Origin of the sequence: Steroidobacter denitrificans (assembly GCF_001579945.1) — a bacterium.
Taxonomy (GTDB): Bacteria; Pseudomonadota; Gammaproteobacteria; order Steroidobacterales; family Steroidobacteraceae; genus Steroidobacter; species Steroidobacter denitrificans.
In genome coordinates this window covers 2,164,509-2,180,451 of sequence record NZ_CP011971.1, presented here as the reverse complement: position 1 = coordinate 2,180,451, position 15,943 = coordinate 2,164,509, and the positions used below count along the sequence as shown (strand labels likewise).

Below are 15,943 nucleotides of genomic sequence, written 5' to 3'. Positions count from 1 at the left end.
GTATACCTATGACGCCGAACGTGGACTTCATTCTGACCAGGATATCCGGGAACCGGTCTCGACGGGCCGCCGTTACGATATTTCTCGCCGCGGGCCTGTGGGGATGCGGCGGTGGTGGCGGCAGTGATGGCGGGGGTGGAGATGGATCGTCACCACCCTCGATCTCCATCGGCTCGGAGCACAAGACCGTCGTTGCCGGCGAATTCGCGACTTTGGAATGGTCGGTTGCCAATGCCACCAGTTGCTCGGCCTCCGGTGGCTGGAGCGGGCCGAAGAGTCTTGCTGGAGCACAGACGGTCGGCCCGTTGAGTGCTGCAACGAGCTTCGCGCTGGATTGTCACGGGCCGGGCGGAAACAGTACCGGTTCGTTGAGGATCGAGATCGAGCCGCTGCCGCCCGGCATGGCGCTCGTCAGTGGACGAATCACCTTCGATCGCGTGGTGTTCAAATCGGTCGGTTCAGGACTCGATCCTGCCGCTGCCGTCGTCTCACCGGTACGTCAGGCGATCGTCGAAGCACTGGCGGGAAATGAAATTCTCGCTTCGACCCTATCGCATCTGGACGGACACTATGCGCTGCGTGTTCCGGTCAATCGCAGCATCCTGGTACGCGTCAAGGCGCAGATGTTGCGCACGGCCGGCGCTTCGAGCTGGAATTTTGCCGTGCGCAACAATACCAACGATCGATTGTATGCCCTGGACAGCAGTACATTCGACACCGGGGATAGCGGCGGCATGCTGGATTTGCACGCGTCCTCCGGCTGGGACGGCAGCAGTTACACCGGCGTGCGCGCGGCGGCCCCGTTTGCCATCCTGGATACGGCGTTCCAAGCCAAGGCCTTGATCCTGTCGGCCGCCCCCGCGGCGGTGCTGCCCGCCCTGAATTTCTACTGGAGTCCGGATAACCGTGGCATAGTGGGCGAGTTCTGTCCGGCCACCGGCTCGATCGGCACGTCGTTCTATGTGGGAGCGGGCTTCAGGGACGGATGCGCAACGCCGGGCGAACTGCCCGCCGGCATCTATCTGCTGGGCGCCTTCGACGGCGGTGCCGGCGACACCGACGAATTCGACCCGCACGTGATCGCGCATGAATTCGGGCATTACTACGAGGATCGCCTGTCGCGTTCGGATTCCATCGGCGGGGCGCATGGCCCGCTGGATCGTCTGGATCTGCGCGTGGCGTTCAGCGAGGGCTGGGGCAACGCGTTCGCGGGCATGGCTCTGAACGATCCCGTCTACCGGGATTCCCATTCGGGAGTGACACGGGATTTCTATTTCGATCTGGAGAGCGGCTTTGCGCCTGCGCCGCAGGGATGGTTTTCCGAAATGTCGGTGGGTGAGATCCTGTGGGATGTGTTCGACGACGATGCCGAACTGCGCGATCCGGTGGCGCTGGGCTTTACGCCCATTCATGCCGTGATGACCGGCGCACAGGTGAATACCGAGGCGCTGACCAGCATTTTCTCTTTCGCTGACGCCCTGCGCCGCGCCAATCCCGCATCCTCCACGGCCATCCGCGATCTGTTGTCCACCAAGGGAATTTCCGGCACCGATGCCTTCGGCTCGAATGAAACCAATGCCGGCGGGGATGTGGATGTGTTGCCGATCTACCGGGACATCACCCTGGATGGGCCGGTCACGAATCTATGCAGCCGTGCCACGGCGGGCAGCGAGGATGGCAACAAATTAGGCAACAACCGTTTCCTGCGTTTCGATAACGGCGCCGAGCGGATCGTGACCATCCAGGCCGTGGGCGCGGCGCTCGATCCGTCCACGGTTGCAGCCACCGATCCGGTCATTTACGTGTATCGCCGCGGCGCGCCGGTCGCGATGGGCCTCAGTGATACGGTCGGTGCGGAGACGATTGCCCATCTGCCGCTGAGCGTCGGTACTTATATTATCGAGGTGCATGACTGGGACCTGACGGGGACCAACACACCGCCGCGCTGCATGACCGTGTCCATCACCGGTCAGTCGTAGCGGCTTGCAACAGTGCATCAGGCATGACCAGAATGAATCGTTGCATGAGGGTCGGGACCGCGGCCGTAAAGGCCGGGAAGGATTCGTTCGTGGATGACAAGACAGCAATGATCGGGAAGGCGCGTCGCGCATCGGCCAACAGGCTGCTGATGCTGGCTGCCTTGACTGCCCTGGCAGCCCTGCCGGGCTGCGGCGGCGGTTCTGGTTCCGAGGCCGGACCCGGAGCCGGCGTCGGCGCCGACGCCGGGTCGGCGCGCTCGGTCACCGATGGCGCGGCGGGCCCGGCGGGGGCAAGGGATGGCGCGAGCGCATCGCGGTCCGATGCCGGGGTGGATGAGACGACTTCACGGATGGCCCGGGCGGTCGGTGCGGCCAAGCCGGGGGCTGCCGTGGATATACGCTACGAGATCCTGAACAAGCCGGCCGTGGGCGTGCCGGTGGAAATGCAGATCGCGCTGGTGCCCAGCGTCGGAGTGGATTCGCTGGATGCCAAGATCGGCGGCATGGATGGGATCACCTTGGCGGGAGATCTGAGCGTGCGTTTCGAGCAGGTGGAGCCCGGCCAGTCCTATCGGCATACCGTGTCACTGCTGCCGGATCGCACCGGAATCTTCTATGTCACGGTGACCGCCACCACCCAGATTCACGGCCAGGACCTGGCCCGGACATTCTCCATTCCCTTCGCCGTCGGCGAGGCTGTGGCGCAACAAAAGGCATCGGCGCCTGTTGCAGAGGCTACCGGAAATGCCTTCCGGGATACCACCGGCGAGACGATCGAGTCGATGCCGGCTCAGGAGAACCGGGGCGAATAGGGGGGGGGGGTCCGGCGGTGCGGCTTGCAGCGAGTCCGCCGCGCGCCGGCCCGTCCCGTGCCGAGCCGCTCCCTGCCGTCCGAGAGCCCAGCCGTCCCCGATGATCCGCGACCCTGGCCGTTTGCGGCCTCGGGCAGCAGTCCAGGACGACCGGGCTACCGGATGATCTCGCCAGCCGTCTGCAAGTATTTTTGACCCTGGGTCTTCAGGGTCTCGGCGTCCAGCCGTTCCGAGGCCAGGTGCACCTCTTCCAGGGCTTCGGCCAGACCGGCCAGCTCCGCATTGATTTTCTTCAACGCATTTTCCAGGGTGTAGGTCAGCTCATGTACCTTGACCATGTCCGCCGGCGTCAGGTCGTTCTGCGCCACGAGGGCGGCAAGCTTCTGGTTGTATTCCGAGAAGTTGCTCACCGCCTCGCTCAGTGTCGCGGCGGGCTTGCCGCGAAAATGATCCGGGCGCTCCGCCTGTGCGGCGCCTGTCAGGCTCAGGGCAAGCAGGGCGCCGGCGAACAGTAGGGACAAATTCTTCATCGATTTTCCGTCGAGCAGTCCGTGGATTGAATGGTAATGATAATTATTCGTATATTAGCGAACAATATAAATCTTGCAAGAATGAAATTCGACATGCCGCACGGACTCCTTCCCCGGCCGGCGTGAATACCCTGCACTTCCCATGTTGCGCATCACCGCGGGAGCATGCATCTGGCGAAGCTGGAGGCATGTATCCGGATTTTTCTGGTTGTAAGAAGTTTTCTGGCTGTAAGAAGTCAGAACCGCTACAATACTCGGCTCGTTTGTTTTTCACTCCCTGTCTGGCAGATCGTGCCGTCTCCGGCGAGCGTCCGAGATGGTCTTTGGGGTATCCGGTCGCAATCGAGGGAGTCATCCTGTCCGCTGCGGCTTGCCGCCCTAGGTCTCGACTGTGTCTACTTCGAAGCTACGCAACATCGCCATCATCGCGCACGTCGATCATGGCAAGACCACCCTGGTCGATCAGCTCCTGCGCCAATCCGGCACCCTGGACCTGCGCAAGGTCGCCGCCGAGCGGGTGATGGATTCCAATCCTCTGGAACGCGAGCGCGGCATCACGATCCTGGCCAAGAACACCGCGCTGCGCTGGGGTGACTATCGCATCAATATCGTCGACACCCCCGGGCATGCCGATTTCGGCGGCGAGGTCGAACGCGTCCTGTCGATGGTGGACTGTGTACTGCTGCTGGTGGATGCGGTCGACGGGCCGATGCCCCAGACGCGCTTCGTCACCCAGAAGGCGTTTTCGCATGGGCTGCGCCCCATCGTGGTGATCAACAAGATCGATCGCGAGGAGGCTCGTCCGCACTGGGTGCTGGATCAGACCTTCGATCTGTTCGACAAGTTGGGGGCGAGCGAGCAGCAGCTGGATTTCCCGGTGGTGTACGGCTCGGCGCTGCGCGGTTTCGCCGGCCTGGATCCGCAGCATCTCGCCGGCGACATGACGCCGCTGTTCGAGGTCATCGTGCAGCATTGCCCGCCGCCGCAAGTCGATGAGAACGGACCGTTGCAGCTGCAAGTCAGTCAGCTCGACTATTCCAGCTATGTCGGCGCCATCGGTATCGGCCGTATCAAGCGCGGCAGGCTTCGCCGCAACAGTCCGGTGGCGGTCGTGGATCGCGACGGCAAGGTGCGCAACGAGCGCATCATGCAGGTGCTGGGCTTTCTGGGCCTGGAGCGCATCGAGGTGGAGGAGGCGAGCGCCGGCGACATCGTCGCCTTTGCCGGCATCGAGCGGCCGCAAATTTCCGATACGATCTGCGATCCCGCCTGCCCCGAGGCGCTGCCGCCGCTGGTGGTGGACGAGCCCACCATCAGCATGACCTTCGAGGTCAACAACTCGCCGTTCTGCGGTCGTGACGGCAAATATGTCACCAGTCGCCAGATCCGCGAACGGCTGATGCGTGAAGTGATGCACAACGTGGCACTGCGTGTCGAGGATACCGATGATCCTGACAAGTTCCGGGTGTTCGGGCGCGGCGAGATGCATCTCGGCGTGCTGCTGGAGAACATGCGCCGCGAGGGCTACGAATTGGGCGTCTCACGGCCACGCGCCGTGGTGAAGAGCATCGACGGGGTGGTCAGCGAGCCGTTCGAGACGCTGGCGGTCGATCTGGACGAGAGTTCACAGGGAGCGGTCATGCAGGCGCTGGGAGAGCGCGGCGGTCAGCTCACCGGCATGCATCCGGATGGCAAGGGCCGGGTCCGCCTGGACTATGTGATTCCTTCGCGCGGCCTGATCGGTTTTCAGACCGATTTTCGTACTCTGACTTCGGGTACCGGCCTGATGCATCACATTTTCGATCACTTCGGCCCGTTGCTGGACAAGGAGATCGGTCAACGCGGCAACGGCGTGCTGATTTCCAATGCACAGGGCAAGGCACTGGCCTATTCGCTGTTCAGCCTGCAGGAGCGCGGCAAGTTGATGGTGTCGCATGGCGATGAGGTGTACGAGGGCCAGATCGTCGGCATCCACAGCCGCGACAATGATCTGGTGGTCAATCCGCTGAAGGGCAAGAAGCTCACCAATATCCGTGCCGCCGGCAAGGACGAAGCCCTGATCCTGGTCACGCCGATCCGTTACACCCTGGAGCAGGCGATGGAATTCATCGCCGATGATGAATTGGTCGAAATCACGCCCAACAACATTCGCCTGCGCAAGCGTTTGCTCAAGGAGCACGAGCGCAAGCGCGCCGGCGGCAGGATGGCCGAAGAAAGCGTGGGTTGAGCAGGTGGCGGCAAGGGCGGTGGCGGTCGGTTGAGCGCTGTTTTTCGGCCGTCAACGTTCGTTCCGCAGCGGCAGCACGGCCTCGTGCCGATCCGCGTCGAGTCTCAGGTTGGCGCCATCTGACCGCCGCACTCGCTTGAAACGATTAAGAAGTCGCATTTCTGCGCACATGTCACCGGACCAGATTTTGCCGCGACGCTGGAGATTGCCACGGGCACGGTGCTGGCTGGTTCTGTTCCACCGGTGATCCTGGCCGAAGCGCAGAAGTGGCTAGCCGCCAACCGCGAGACCGCACAGGCGCAGTGGAAAGAACACAACCCGACGTTGCGAAGATGGCACGATGATGAAGGTCACTGCTGTTGAAGCCCTGTCCGATGCCCGCCTGCGCGTCACGTTGGCCAGTAGCAAGGCGTTCCCGGTGGCGCGCTTCAACGAATGGATGAAACGCAATGGATTGTCTGCAGCGCAGGCAGCACGCGCGATCAGCGTTGGCCGGTATCGCCAAGGGCGCGCGCAAGGACGACTACCGCGACGAAAAAGTGGGTGGCCTTCCAAGGTAGAACAGTGTATTCTTACCAAATAGTAATCGATACTATGAGGGTACGAAAATGACTGCGACCGCCACCCTGTCCAGCAAGTTCCAGATTTCCATTCCCAAGGCCGTTCGCGAGGAACAGCACTGGGAGGCCGGACAGGAATTCGTGTTTATCCCCAAGGGCAAGGGCGTGTTGGTGATGCCGGTACCCGAACTGGACCAGTTGGCCGGTATCGCCAAGGGCGCGCGCAAGGACGACTACCGCGACCGCAAGGACCGCTACTGATGGCGGCGTCGCTGCGGCTGGTCGATACCTCGGCCTGGATCGAATGGCTCGCGGGCAGCACGCTCGGCAAGAAGCTGGGCAAGCAGTTCCCGGACAAGCCGCAGTGCATCGTGCCGACCATCGTGCAACTCGAACTGTCGAAGTGGCTGGTGCGTGAAGTGGGCGAGGATCAAGCCGACCAGGTGATCGCCTACACGCAGAAGTGCGTCGTTTTGCCTCTGGATACCACCCTTGCACTGCTCGCGGCGGACCTGCACCGCGAACACAAGCTGGCCACCGCCGACGCCATCGTCTACGCGACGGCGCGCCACCAGGACGCAGTACTACTTACCTGCGATGCTCATTTCGAGGGTCTGCCTGGCGTAGCGCTATTCGCCAAGAACGCTTGAGCGCGCGAAGGGGGTTCTCGGTCCGTCAACGTTCGTTCCGCAGCGGCAGCACGGCCTCGTGCTGCGCCCGGCAAATCACACCAGCCGCTTCAGGCAGGCGAACAGCGCGGGGTGGGCATGGCGCAGCGCCGTGCGCAGCGCCAATTCCTCATCGGCGCGTTCGGCGCGCCGGGCCTGGATCAGACGATGGACGCAGCGATAATGCCGTTCGCCGGGACCGTCGCTGCGCGGCAGATCCTCGGGCAGCTGCTGGACCAGTCCGGGCTCGTGCATCAACAGCCAGGCCGGAAAATCGCGGGCGTCGAGACATTCCTCCAGGCACAGGGAATCATTGCCGGAGCGCCCGGTCTGGCGCTCCAGCGCATCCTCCATTTCCAGGAAGCGCTGCCACAGCGCTGCGATGCCGCGGTCGGGCTGCTGACGCCGTTCGAACTCCGCGGCGGCATGTTCGGGTGCCAGCCAGCACAGTTGTGCCCAGGCCGCCAAGGCCTCGATGCGCCGACCCCGATGGACGGCGCTGTACGCCAGGTGCAGGCACAGCGGCGCGTACAGCCACCATTGCGGCTCGCCCAGGATGCTGAACTCGACGTTGCGCCAGTCCTGGGCCTGCGCAAAGGCGAAGCTGGCATGCAGTTCGGGTTCTTGCGGTGCGAATGCCACGGTGGCGAGCGACTGGCCGATCCGGCTCCACAGCGGCGCCAGCAGGTCACGCGCCTGCGTGCCCAGCAGGCGTTTGGCGCCGGGGGTGATCCCCAGCAGCGCCTGCATCTCTTGCCGGGGCGATGCCACAGGACTTTCCAGATGCTCCAGGGCCGCCAGCAACTGATCGAACGTGGCGAGATCCGCATGGGTGGGTGCCTGAACATAAAGCCGATCCAGGCGCCGGCGTGCTTCAACGGCATCCCGTGCACATAGCGCCGCGGCGATGCCGTTGATGAGGGCGACGACGGGGTTGTCGAAGAACAGGTCCATCTGCGGCGCGTTCTGCGCCGGAACATAGCGCGCCGCGATCAGGCGCTGCAATTGTGCGTCGGCGCTGATGCGTAACGGATGCGTCTCGGCCGCGAGCCAGGCGGTGAACTCCTGAGTTTGTTCCTGCAGGCCGATGCTGCGGGCATAGCCGGCAGCGTGGCTGAGCTGCTCCTTGATCTTGTCGATCGCGCCCATCAAGGCCGTCTCCAGCAGATCGATCTCGCGGCGGCGCCAGCGCTCATAGTCCTCGTAGAACAAGCGGCCGCTGTTGAACAGCAGGTCCAGCGGTGTGAACGCGCCTTGCTCCAGCAACTGTGCATCGATCTGCGCCTGCAGTTCGGGATCGATCGGGGGTCTGCTCAAGTGAACAAGGCCTCCAGGTCCGCGCGGCTCAGCTGCGCCGGGGAGGCATTGCGCTGGGAGTAGAGCCGGCTGGCCAGTTCATGCTTGCCGGCTTGCAGTTCCAGGATTTTTTCTTCCACCGTGCCTTGGGCAATGAGCTTGTAGACGAATACCGGCTTGTCCTGGCCGATGCGATGCGCCCGATCGGTGGCCTGGGTCTCCACCGCCGGATTCCACCAAGGATCATAATGGATGACGGTGTCGGCGGCCGTGAGATTGAGACCGGTACCCCCGGCCTTCAGGCTGATCAGAAACAAAGGCGCGTCGCCCGCCTGGAAACGCTGGATGACCTCATCGCGCGCGCGCGTTGCGCCGGTCAACAGACAGTAGGGAATGTTCAGCTCCTTCACGGCGTCCTCGATCAACGCCAGCATGGCGGTGAACTGCGAGAACAGCAGGATGCGCCGGCCTTCCGCCACCAGTTCGGGCAATACTGTGCGCAGCCAGTCCATTTTCGCGGACGGGATATGCTCCTGGTCGGCGGGAGGCGCATGCTCCGCGGAGGGATCCGTGTTCCGGCTCTGGAGGTTGTCCGGACCCTCGCTCCGATCCTGGTTCGGGGCGCCGGTGCCGACGAGGCGCGGATCGCAACACGCCTGGCGCAGTCTCAGCAGGGCGTCCAGCACCGTGATCCGGCTGCGCGCCAGACCCCGCCGCTCGATGATTTCCAGCACCCGCCGATGCATCGCCAGCCGGATGCCGTCATAGAAGTCGCGCTGACGTTCTTCCAGCACCAGGGTTTCGACGATCTGGGTCTTCGGCGGCAGTTCCTTGGCTACCTGGTCCTTGGTGCGTCTCAGCACGAAGGGTGCGATACGTCGAGCCAGCGCCTCGCGCCGCTGCTCGTTGCGGCTTTTTTCGATGGGCGAGCGGTAGTGGCGCTGGAACTGCTGTTCCTGCCCCAGCAGTCCCGGCTGCAGAAAATCGAATAGCGACCATAATTCACCGAGATGGTTCTCCATGGGCGTGCCCGTCAGGCACAGCCGATGTTCGGCGCGCAGCAGGCGTGCGGCCTGCGAGACCTTGGCGCGCGGATTCTTGATCATCTGGGCTTCATCCAGGATCGCGAAGCCGAATTCGTGCGCGCACAGAACCTCCGCGTCGATCGCCAGCAAAGGGTAGCCGGTGATGACGATATCGCTGCAGCCGATGTCCGCGAACAGGGCCTTGCGCCGCGGGCCGTGCAGGGTCAGCACCTTCAGTTGCGGGGCGAAGCGCCGCAACTCGTTCTGCCAGTTGCCGATGACGCTGACGGGCGCGACGATCAGCGCCGGCTTGTCGAGGCGTCCCGCCGCCTTTTCCAGCAGCAGGTGGGCAATGGTCTGCACGGTCTTGCCCAGTCCCATGTCGTCGGCGAGCACGCCGCCGAGCCGGTAGCGGCGCAGGAACTGCAGCCATCCCAGGCCTTCCTGCTGGTAGCCGCGCAAGGCCGCCCGAAATCCCGCCGGCGCAGGCAGCGGCCGGATGCCTTGGAAATTCGCCAGATCCTCGACCAATCTCAGCAAGGAACGCTCGTTGGAGCGTACCGCCGGACCATCCAGCGCCATGGACAGCTGAGCCAGGCGGCCGGCCTGTATCACGGGCAGCGACAAGGCCTGCCGCTTGTTCAACGCCGTGCGATCCAGCAACTCGACCAGGGTGTTCGCGATACGTTCGATGCGTTCCAGGGTCACCGGTAACCAGCGTCCGTCCTCCATGCGGATCAGTACCTGTCCGCCGCTGCGGCAATGAGCGATGGTGGCAGAGCCGCCTGGAGAGGCGCCTGGGGCGCAAGGCGCCTCTATTCGGCCCTGCAGATAATCGACCAGCGCCGGCAATAGATTGATCTGCCGGCCGTCCACCACCACGCCCAGCCGCAAGTCGAACCAGGCCTCCTTGCGCTGCGCATCGATGTCGGCATACCAGCCCTGGCCATCGGCGAGCCGATAGGGAAAGCCCGGCAGGAGCACGATCTCCCAGCCGGCAGCCTGCAGAGCGGGGACACCCGTCATCATGAACGCCAACCAGGATGCATCATCCGCCGCGGCGAGTCCGGGCGCATGCTGCGCCAGCGCCTGTTCCAGCCGCTCCTGCAGCTGCTGTTCCAGCATCGGGTCGCGGTCGATCTCGAGAATCATGCCGGATCCATGTTCCGCAACCGCGGCGTTCCGCGCCGCCGGTACGACACAGCGCACCGTGGCTTGTCCCTGCCGCAGTTGGCGGCTGTCCACCGGCAGGCCGTTGTACAGGAATTCCAGATGGATCGAGGCCGGATGCGTCTCGCCGGGTCCCAGCAGCAAGCGGGCACGTACTTCTTGTAGCGGCTCGCGCCGCACCTCCAGGATGCGCAGCCTCGGGAAGTGCGCGTGGGGATCCTGGCGCGCAATATCCTCGTTGAGAATCTCGACGTCTTGCGCGCGCATGGGGCGGTTCCAATGTTCGCGCAGCAATGCCTCGGGGTAGGGCAGTCTCAAGGCGGCCCATTCATTACGGATGGGGTCGATGCACAACGCGGGGGTGACTTCCAGCAGCAGTTCCAGCGCTGCCTGGTGCTCGCCGGCCTCGTTCCCGGAGCTCCGGGCAGTGCCGTCGGGGCGCTGGCGCAGTTGCTGATCCCCGCTGGGCAGGACTTCCCAAACCAGCGGCAAGGTGCGCGGGCTGCCGGCACGCAGCGGTGGACCGTTCAGGGATCGCCACCAGACCCGTCCGGTGGCCAGTATCCTCTGCAGCAGGACGCCGCCGGATTTTCCGCCGAGACGATCGCCCAGCGGCCATGGACCGTCGGTATCCACATGCAGCAGTTCGCGCAGCAGTGCGCGATCCTGTGCATCGACATAGCGTGGAAACTCGCCGGTGGCGCCGGTGGGGCGAGGCACGAACGCACAGGCGCCGCGGGCGTCGATGCGCCGCTCCTCGGCGCGGGCACGGCGAGCCGAATCCGATTCCAGCCGCCGCTGACCGACCCAGAGCGACAGCTGCGTGCCGCCGGTGCCGGGCTGAAGCAGATAGCACAGCTGTTGCTGTGGGGCTGTCCCGGCAGGCATGTTGGCATGGAGTGCCATCGCCTTCGCGGCTTCGGCCGGTATCGGATGCGCGGGCGTATCCGCCGCACGAGACAGGCCGGAGTGTCGGCCGGGATCGGATGCTGCGGCGGATCGGCCGGCCGCGGCAATCGATACCGCGGCGATATGCACGCAGGGACTGCGCGCCCCGCAGCTGCATTCACCCTGGAATGTTTCACGGTCCGTGCCCCCCGCTCGGAGGGCGGGGGAGGCCGGCGCCTGAGATACGGCGGCACGGGACACCGGCGGCATGGGTGTCAGCCGGATGTAAACCCTCCTGGCATCGCATCGAACGGCGCCATCGCCTGGCTCGCGAATCGGCTCGCGGCGCTCATCGCCGGCAGTGTCATCGGGAGATGGGGCACCGGCCGCGAAGCCGGTAATGATGCGGCCGGCCTGGGCGATGCGTAACCCGTAGACCCGGCCTTCCTCGACCCACCGCTGGGCCTGGGTATACAGACGATCGCCAAACAGCGTCCGCAGCCAATCCGGCCGCAGAAGGAAATTCTGCGGCGAGTCGGCATCGCTGGAGAAGGGATCGGTCACGGCGTCGCTGCCTGCAGTCGAAACGATCCATTTTACAGGTGTCTCGGCTGGCCGCGGCATCAACAACACACCGATGGCTGATTCAGTTGCGCCCGGCCGGCAGTACGGCGTGATCGAGCCTCATTGTATATTTACATTAAACATTAATTAAATATCACATATTATTGATATTAAAAGGTTTAATATTTAAAGCATGGTATAGATTTCGTCATTGTCGCTATCACTTGGCCGTGAGCGTGAGTATTTTCGCTTAGCTATATGACATAAGCCTTGGTTTCTTCGGGGAAAACCGCTCGACTTTCACATAAAACCGCGAGCTGTTTCACACCCCGGGAACGACCTGCCTCCTAGTATCGACACACAGATGACGGCAGGCGGCAATGAGGCTGGCCGAAGGCCGGGCGGCCCGATTTTGCCGAACCACCTTGAGGGGTGTCGCCTGTCACGGGGAATTGCCCTTCGTTTGGCGGCTTGTGCCGCCGACAGCCGCTGACCGTCTGGAGAGCGCCGTCGGCGGATGGGGCGGCACCGTCGGCGCCGCGGAGGGATGCAGCTTCGAAGTACCAGGATGATGGGACGCGAGATCATGCATCGGTTGCTGGATAAGCAACTCAAAGACGCCACCGGTGTGAACGGCGAGTTGGATCTCGCCAGTTTTCTGGCATCGGTCGCTGATACCTATGCACGCACCGATCAGGAGCGCCGCGGCATCGTGCGTTCGATGCAGCTCATGTCCGATGAGGCGACCGCGCTGACGCGCGAACTGCGGGAAAGCACTGCAAGCCAGCTGCAGGCCGTGGTGGACCACGTCAAGGATGTGATCCTGACCGTGGATGAAATGGGGCATATCGCTTCGCTGAACGTGACGGGACAGCGCGTCTTCGGCCATACCGAACCGGATGTCGATGGGCGTCCCTTGAGTTTCCTCTTGCCGCGGCTGGCCGAGAAAAAGCCCCTGCCGGAAATCCTGGAGCGGATGGCGGCGCGCCAGGATGACACCCAGATCGACTTGACGCCGCATGAGACGCTGGGACTGCGCTCCAACGGCACATCGTTCGCAGCGGAGATCGCGGTCAGCAAGACGCGCGTCAATCGCAAGACGGTCTTCGTGGTGTGTCTGCGCGATACCAGCGAGCGCAAGCTGGCCGAGGCCGCCTTGCGCGACAGCGAGGCGCGCTATCGCACCTTGGTGGAGCAGGCGCCGGAAATCATCGTGGTGGCGGACCTGGACCAGAACCGTCTGGTCGACGTCAACGAGAATGCGGTGCGCTTTTTCCGGATGACCCGCGAGGCGCTGCTGGCGAACAGCCCCGACAGCCTCAGTCCGCCGCATCAACCCGATGGTTCATTGTCCGCCAATGCCCATCGGGCGCAGTTCGAACGCACCTTGGCGGGGGAGACGCCGGTCCTGGAGTGGGTGTTTCGGGACGGGGCGGGCACGGACATTTCCTGCGAGGTACGCTGGGTGCGGCTGCATTCCGGCAATGCCCGCTTGATCCGCGGCAGCATCACCGACATCACCGAACGCAAGCGCAGCGAGACGCTGGCGGCGGGTGAACGCCGGGTGTTCGAGCGCCTGGCGGCCAACGTGGAACTGCGGGTCACGCTCGAGGCGATCACCGATGCCGTGGAGCGTGTGTGCCCCGAATCGATCTGTGCGATCCGCATGCTGGACGAGAGCGGCAAGCACCTGAGGCTGGGCGCTGGTCCGAAGCTGCCGGCCGAGTATGTGGCCGCCACCGACGGTATCACGGTGGCGGCGCGCAATGGCTCCTGCGCCGCCGCCGTCTATCTGCGCCGGCAGGTCATCGTGGCGGACATTGCGCGCGATGCCTTGTGGGAAAATCTGCGCGGACCGGCGCTGGCGGCGCGGCTGCACAGCTGCTGGTCGTCGCTGATCCATGCAGCGGACGGGCGCACGCTGGGCACTCTGGCCCTGTATTTTCACGGCACGCGCAGTCCCCAGCGGCGGGATTTCGAATTGATGTCCCGCATGACTCAACTGGCGGGCATCGCCATCGAGCGCAGCCGGGCGGAAATGGCTTTGCGTGCCAGCGAGATACGCTACCGGCGCTTGTTCGAGAATGTCATGGAGGGCGTATACAGCTCGACCCGCGAAGGCCGGTTCGTGTCCGTGAACCCGGCACTGGCGCGCATGGTGGGCCATGCGACGCCCGCCGAGCTGCTGGCGCGGCCGAATGCCAGCATTTATCACGACCCGAAGGAACGCCAGGCCATCCTGGCGGTAATCGAGCGCCAGGGTGAGATTCGTAATGCGGAATTCCAGCTGCAGCGCGTCGATGGCACGACCTTGACGGTGATCGAGAATGCCCGGGCGGTGTACGACGCCGGCGGCAAGCTGGTGGGCTACGAGGGCACGATCGCCGACATCAGCGAACGCAAGCAGGCCGAGACGGCGATTTTCGAGCAAAAGGAGAAGGCGCAGGTCACCTTGCAGTCCATCGGCGATGCGGTCATCACCACCGATGCCCAGGGGTGTATCGAATATCTCAATCCGGTGGCCGAAGATCTCACCGGTTGGGAGTCTGCGGAGGCGCAGGGCAAGCGTCTGGATGCAGTGCTGAAGATTCTGAACGAGGTGACGCGCGAGCCGCTGGAGGATCCGGTGGCGCGTTTGATGCGCGAAGGACAGATGGTCACCGTGACGGACCAGACGATCCTGGTCAATCGCCGCGGCCAGGAGATCGCGATCCAGGAGTCCGCCGCGCCGATTCGCGATCGCGCCGGCACGATCATCGGCGCGGTGATGGTGTTCCATGATGTGAGCAAGGAGCGTCGCCTGCGTCGTGCGCTGGCATTCCAGGCGAGCCACGACGCCCTGACGGGACTGATCAACCGCCGCGAATTCGAGAACCGTCTCAACGAGGCCTTGTTGACCGCGCGGTCGGATGAAAATACCACGCATGTGTTGCTCTATCTGGATCTGGACCAGTTCAAGCTGGTGAACGATACCTGCGGGCACCAGGCGGGAGATCGTTTGCTCAAGCAGATCACCGGCATCCTGCAGACCTGCATACGCACCAGCGACACCATCTCGCGCCTGGGAGGCGATGAGTTCGGGGTGCTGTTGCAGGACTGCACGGCGGAGCGGGCCGTGAAGATCGCCGACAGCATGCGCCAGGCGATCCACGAGTATCGTTTCGAGTGGGACGATGGTGCGATGAACGTGGGCGTCAGCATCGGCATCGTGGAAATCAGCGCCGGCAGCGACAGCATCGGCAGCGTGATGAGCGCGGCGGACGTGGCCTGCTATGCGGCCAAGGACTCGGGACGCAACCGGGTGCACATGTATCAGCATGGCACGGCCCCTGAGCGGCATCGGGAAATGCAGTGGGTCTCGCGCCTGACGCGTGCCTGCGAGGAAAACCGGCTGGAGCTGTACTACCAGCCCATCGTGCCCATCGGCACCAACAATGATACCCGCGGACACTACGAACTGCTGGTGCGCATGCGCGGCGAGAACGGCCAGCTGGTCCTGCCGGCGGAGTTCATTCCGGCGGCGGAGCGCTATAATGTCATGCCCATGATCGATCGTTGGGTGGTGAGCCAGGCGCTGGGCTCGCTGGCGCACTATCGCACCGACGGCGATGCGCGTTTCGGGTACACGCTGTCCATCAATTTATCCGGGACGTCGTTGAACGACGATCGTTTCCTGGAATTCCTCATCAACGAACTGCAGACCTACGATCTGAGCCCGGGAGCGGTGTGCTTCGAGATCACCGAAACGGCAGCGATCTACAACCTGCCGAAAGTGGTGCATTTCATGCAGGAGTTTCGGGCGCGCGGCTGCCTGTTCTCGCTGGATGATTTCGGCAGCGGCTTGTCGTCGTTCATGTATCTCAAGACCTTGCCGGTCGACTATCTGAAGATCGATGGCCAGTTCATCCACAACATGTCCTCCGATCGTGTGGATCGCACCATGGTCGAGGCGATCAGCCGGATCGGCCGTGCGATGGGCATCAAGACGATCGCCGAGCGGGTGGAGTCGGCGGAGGTGCTGACCTGCCTGGCGCAGATCGGGATCGAATACGCCCAGGGCTTCTATATCGCCGTGCCTCAGTCCGTGGAGGCTTTGAGCCGCATCACCCGTACTTATCCGCAGCTGCCTCTGGTGCATTCGGCATAGCAAAAGCAAAGGGCCGCAACGGCCCGTCCTGATCCGTCCGCGCAATCCGCGGCGCGGGACGGGATTCACCCCCGTTC

Annotated in this window: 11 protein-coding genes; 8 read left to right on the top strand and 3 right to left on the bottom strand. The window is 63.8% G+C overall.

Going from position 1 to position 15,943, the window contains the following annotated elements:
• Positions 1–8: 8 nt before the first annotated feature.
• Complete coding sequence (locus ACG33_RS10020) at positions 9–1,979, top strand: hypothetical protein (RefSeq protein WP_157071744.1); 1,971 nt, start codon at positions 9–11, stop codon at positions 1,977–1,979.
• An 89-nt stretch (positions 1,980–2,068) separates the two neighbouring features.
• Entirely contained in the window at positions 2,069–2,791 is a 723-nt protein-coding gene (locus ACG33_RS10015) for a hypothetical protein (protein WP_157071743.1), read from the top strand.
• A gap of 155 nt (positions 2,792–2,946) precedes the next feature.
• Here the strand turns inward: ACG33_RS10015 and ACG33_RS10010 are convergent, their stop codons facing one another.
• Positions 2,947–3,321 (bottom strand): DUF6746 family protein, encoded by a 375-nt coding sequence (locus tag ACG33_RS10010; RefSeq protein WP_066920857.1) that lies wholly within the window; start codon positions 3,319–3,321, stop codon positions 2,947–2,949.
• A 391-nt stretch (positions 3,322–3,712) separates the two neighbouring features.
• Here ACG33_RS10010 and typA point away from each other — a divergent pair, with 391 nt between their 5' ends.
• From typA to ACG33_RS09995, 5 genes are all read left to right on the top strand, one after another.
• On the top strand, positions 3,713–5,548 hold the full coding sequence (typA, locus tag ACG33_RS10005) for a translational GTPase TypA (protein ID WP_066920855.1): 1,836 nt from the start codon (positions 3,713–3,715) through the stop codon (positions 5,546–5,548).
• A gap of 219 nt (positions 5,549–5,767) precedes the next feature.
• Positions 5,768–5,911, top strand: a complete 144-nt coding sequence (locus ACG33_RS17075; protein WP_407696452.1) for a hypothetical protein — start codon at positions 5,768–5,770, stop codon at positions 5,909–5,911.
• On the top strand, positions 5,889–6,131 hold the full coding sequence (locus tag ACG33_RS16135; protein ID WP_157071742.1) for a hypothetical protein: 243 nt from the start codon (positions 5,889–5,891) through the stop codon (positions 6,129–6,131). Before ACG33_RS17075 ends, ACG33_RS16135 begins: the two co-directional genes overlap by 23 nt.
• A gap of 25 nt (positions 6,132–6,156) precedes the next feature.
• Entirely contained in the window at positions 6,157–6,369 is a 213-nt protein-coding gene (locus ACG33_RS10000; protein ID WP_066920853.1) for an AbrB/MazE/SpoVT family DNA-binding domain-containing protein, read from the top strand.
• On the top strand, positions 6,369–6,758 hold the full coding sequence (locus ACG33_RS09995) for a type II toxin-antitoxin system VapC family toxin (RefSeq protein WP_066920851.1): 390 nt from the start codon (positions 6,369–6,371) through the stop codon (positions 6,756–6,758). Before ACG33_RS10000 ends, ACG33_RS09995 begins: the two co-directional genes overlap by 1 nt.
• A 75-nt stretch (positions 6,759–6,833) precedes the next feature.
• On the opposite strand, the gene ACG33_RS09990 is transcribed toward ACG33_RS09995, so the two are convergent.
• Together ACG33_RS09990 and ACG33_RS09985 are read right to left on the bottom strand one after the other, a co-directional pair.
• Positions 6,834–8,093 (bottom strand): hypothetical protein, encoded by a 1,260-nt coding sequence (locus ACG33_RS09990; protein WP_066920849.1) that lies wholly within the window; start codon positions 8,091–8,093, stop codon positions 6,834–6,836.
• Positions 8,090–11,719, bottom strand: coding sequence for a DEAD/DEAH box helicase (locus ACG33_RS09985; RefSeq protein WP_168160061.1), 3,630 nt, complete (start codon positions 11,717–11,719; stop codon positions 8,090–8,092). The genes ACG33_RS09990 and ACG33_RS09985 overlap by 4 nt, the downstream gene beginning before the upstream one ends.
• 586 nt (positions 11,720–12,305) lie before the next feature.
• Here ACG33_RS09985 and ACG33_RS09980 point away from each other — a divergent pair.
• Positions 12,306–15,866 (top strand): EAL domain-containing protein, encoded by a 3,561-nt coding sequence (locus ACG33_RS09980; RefSeq protein ID WP_168160060.1) that lies wholly within the window; start codon positions 12,306–12,308, stop codon positions 15,864–15,866.
• Positions 15,867–15,943: the final 77 nt, after the last annotated feature.

Excerpts from the sequence above, each read along its gene's own strand:
- ACG33_RS10020 (WP_157071744.1), top strand. The coding sequence starts at position 9 with ATGACGCCGAACGTGGACTTCATTCTGACCAGGATATCCGGGAACCGG.
- ACG33_RS10010 (WP_066920857.1), bottom strand. The coding sequence starts at position 3,321 with ATGAAGAATTTGTCCCTACTGTTCGCCGGCGCCCTGCTTGCCCTGAGC.
- ACG33_RS16135 (WP_157071742.1), top strand. The coding sequence starts at position 5,889 with ATGATGAAGGTCACTGCTGTTGAAGCCCTGTCCGATGCCCGCCTGCGC.
- ACG33_RS10000 (WP_066920853.1), top strand. The coding sequence starts at position 6,157 with ATGACTGCGACCGCCACCCTGTCCAGCAAGTTCCAGATTTCCATTCCC.
- ACG33_RS09995 (WP_066920851.1), top strand. The coding sequence starts at position 6,369 with ATGGCGGCGTCGCTGCGGCTGGTCGATACCTCGGCCTGGATCGAATGG.
- ACG33_RS09980 (WP_168160060.1), top strand. The coding sequence starts at position 12,306 with ATGCATCGGTTGCTGGATAAGCAACTCAAAGACGCCACCGGTGTGAAC.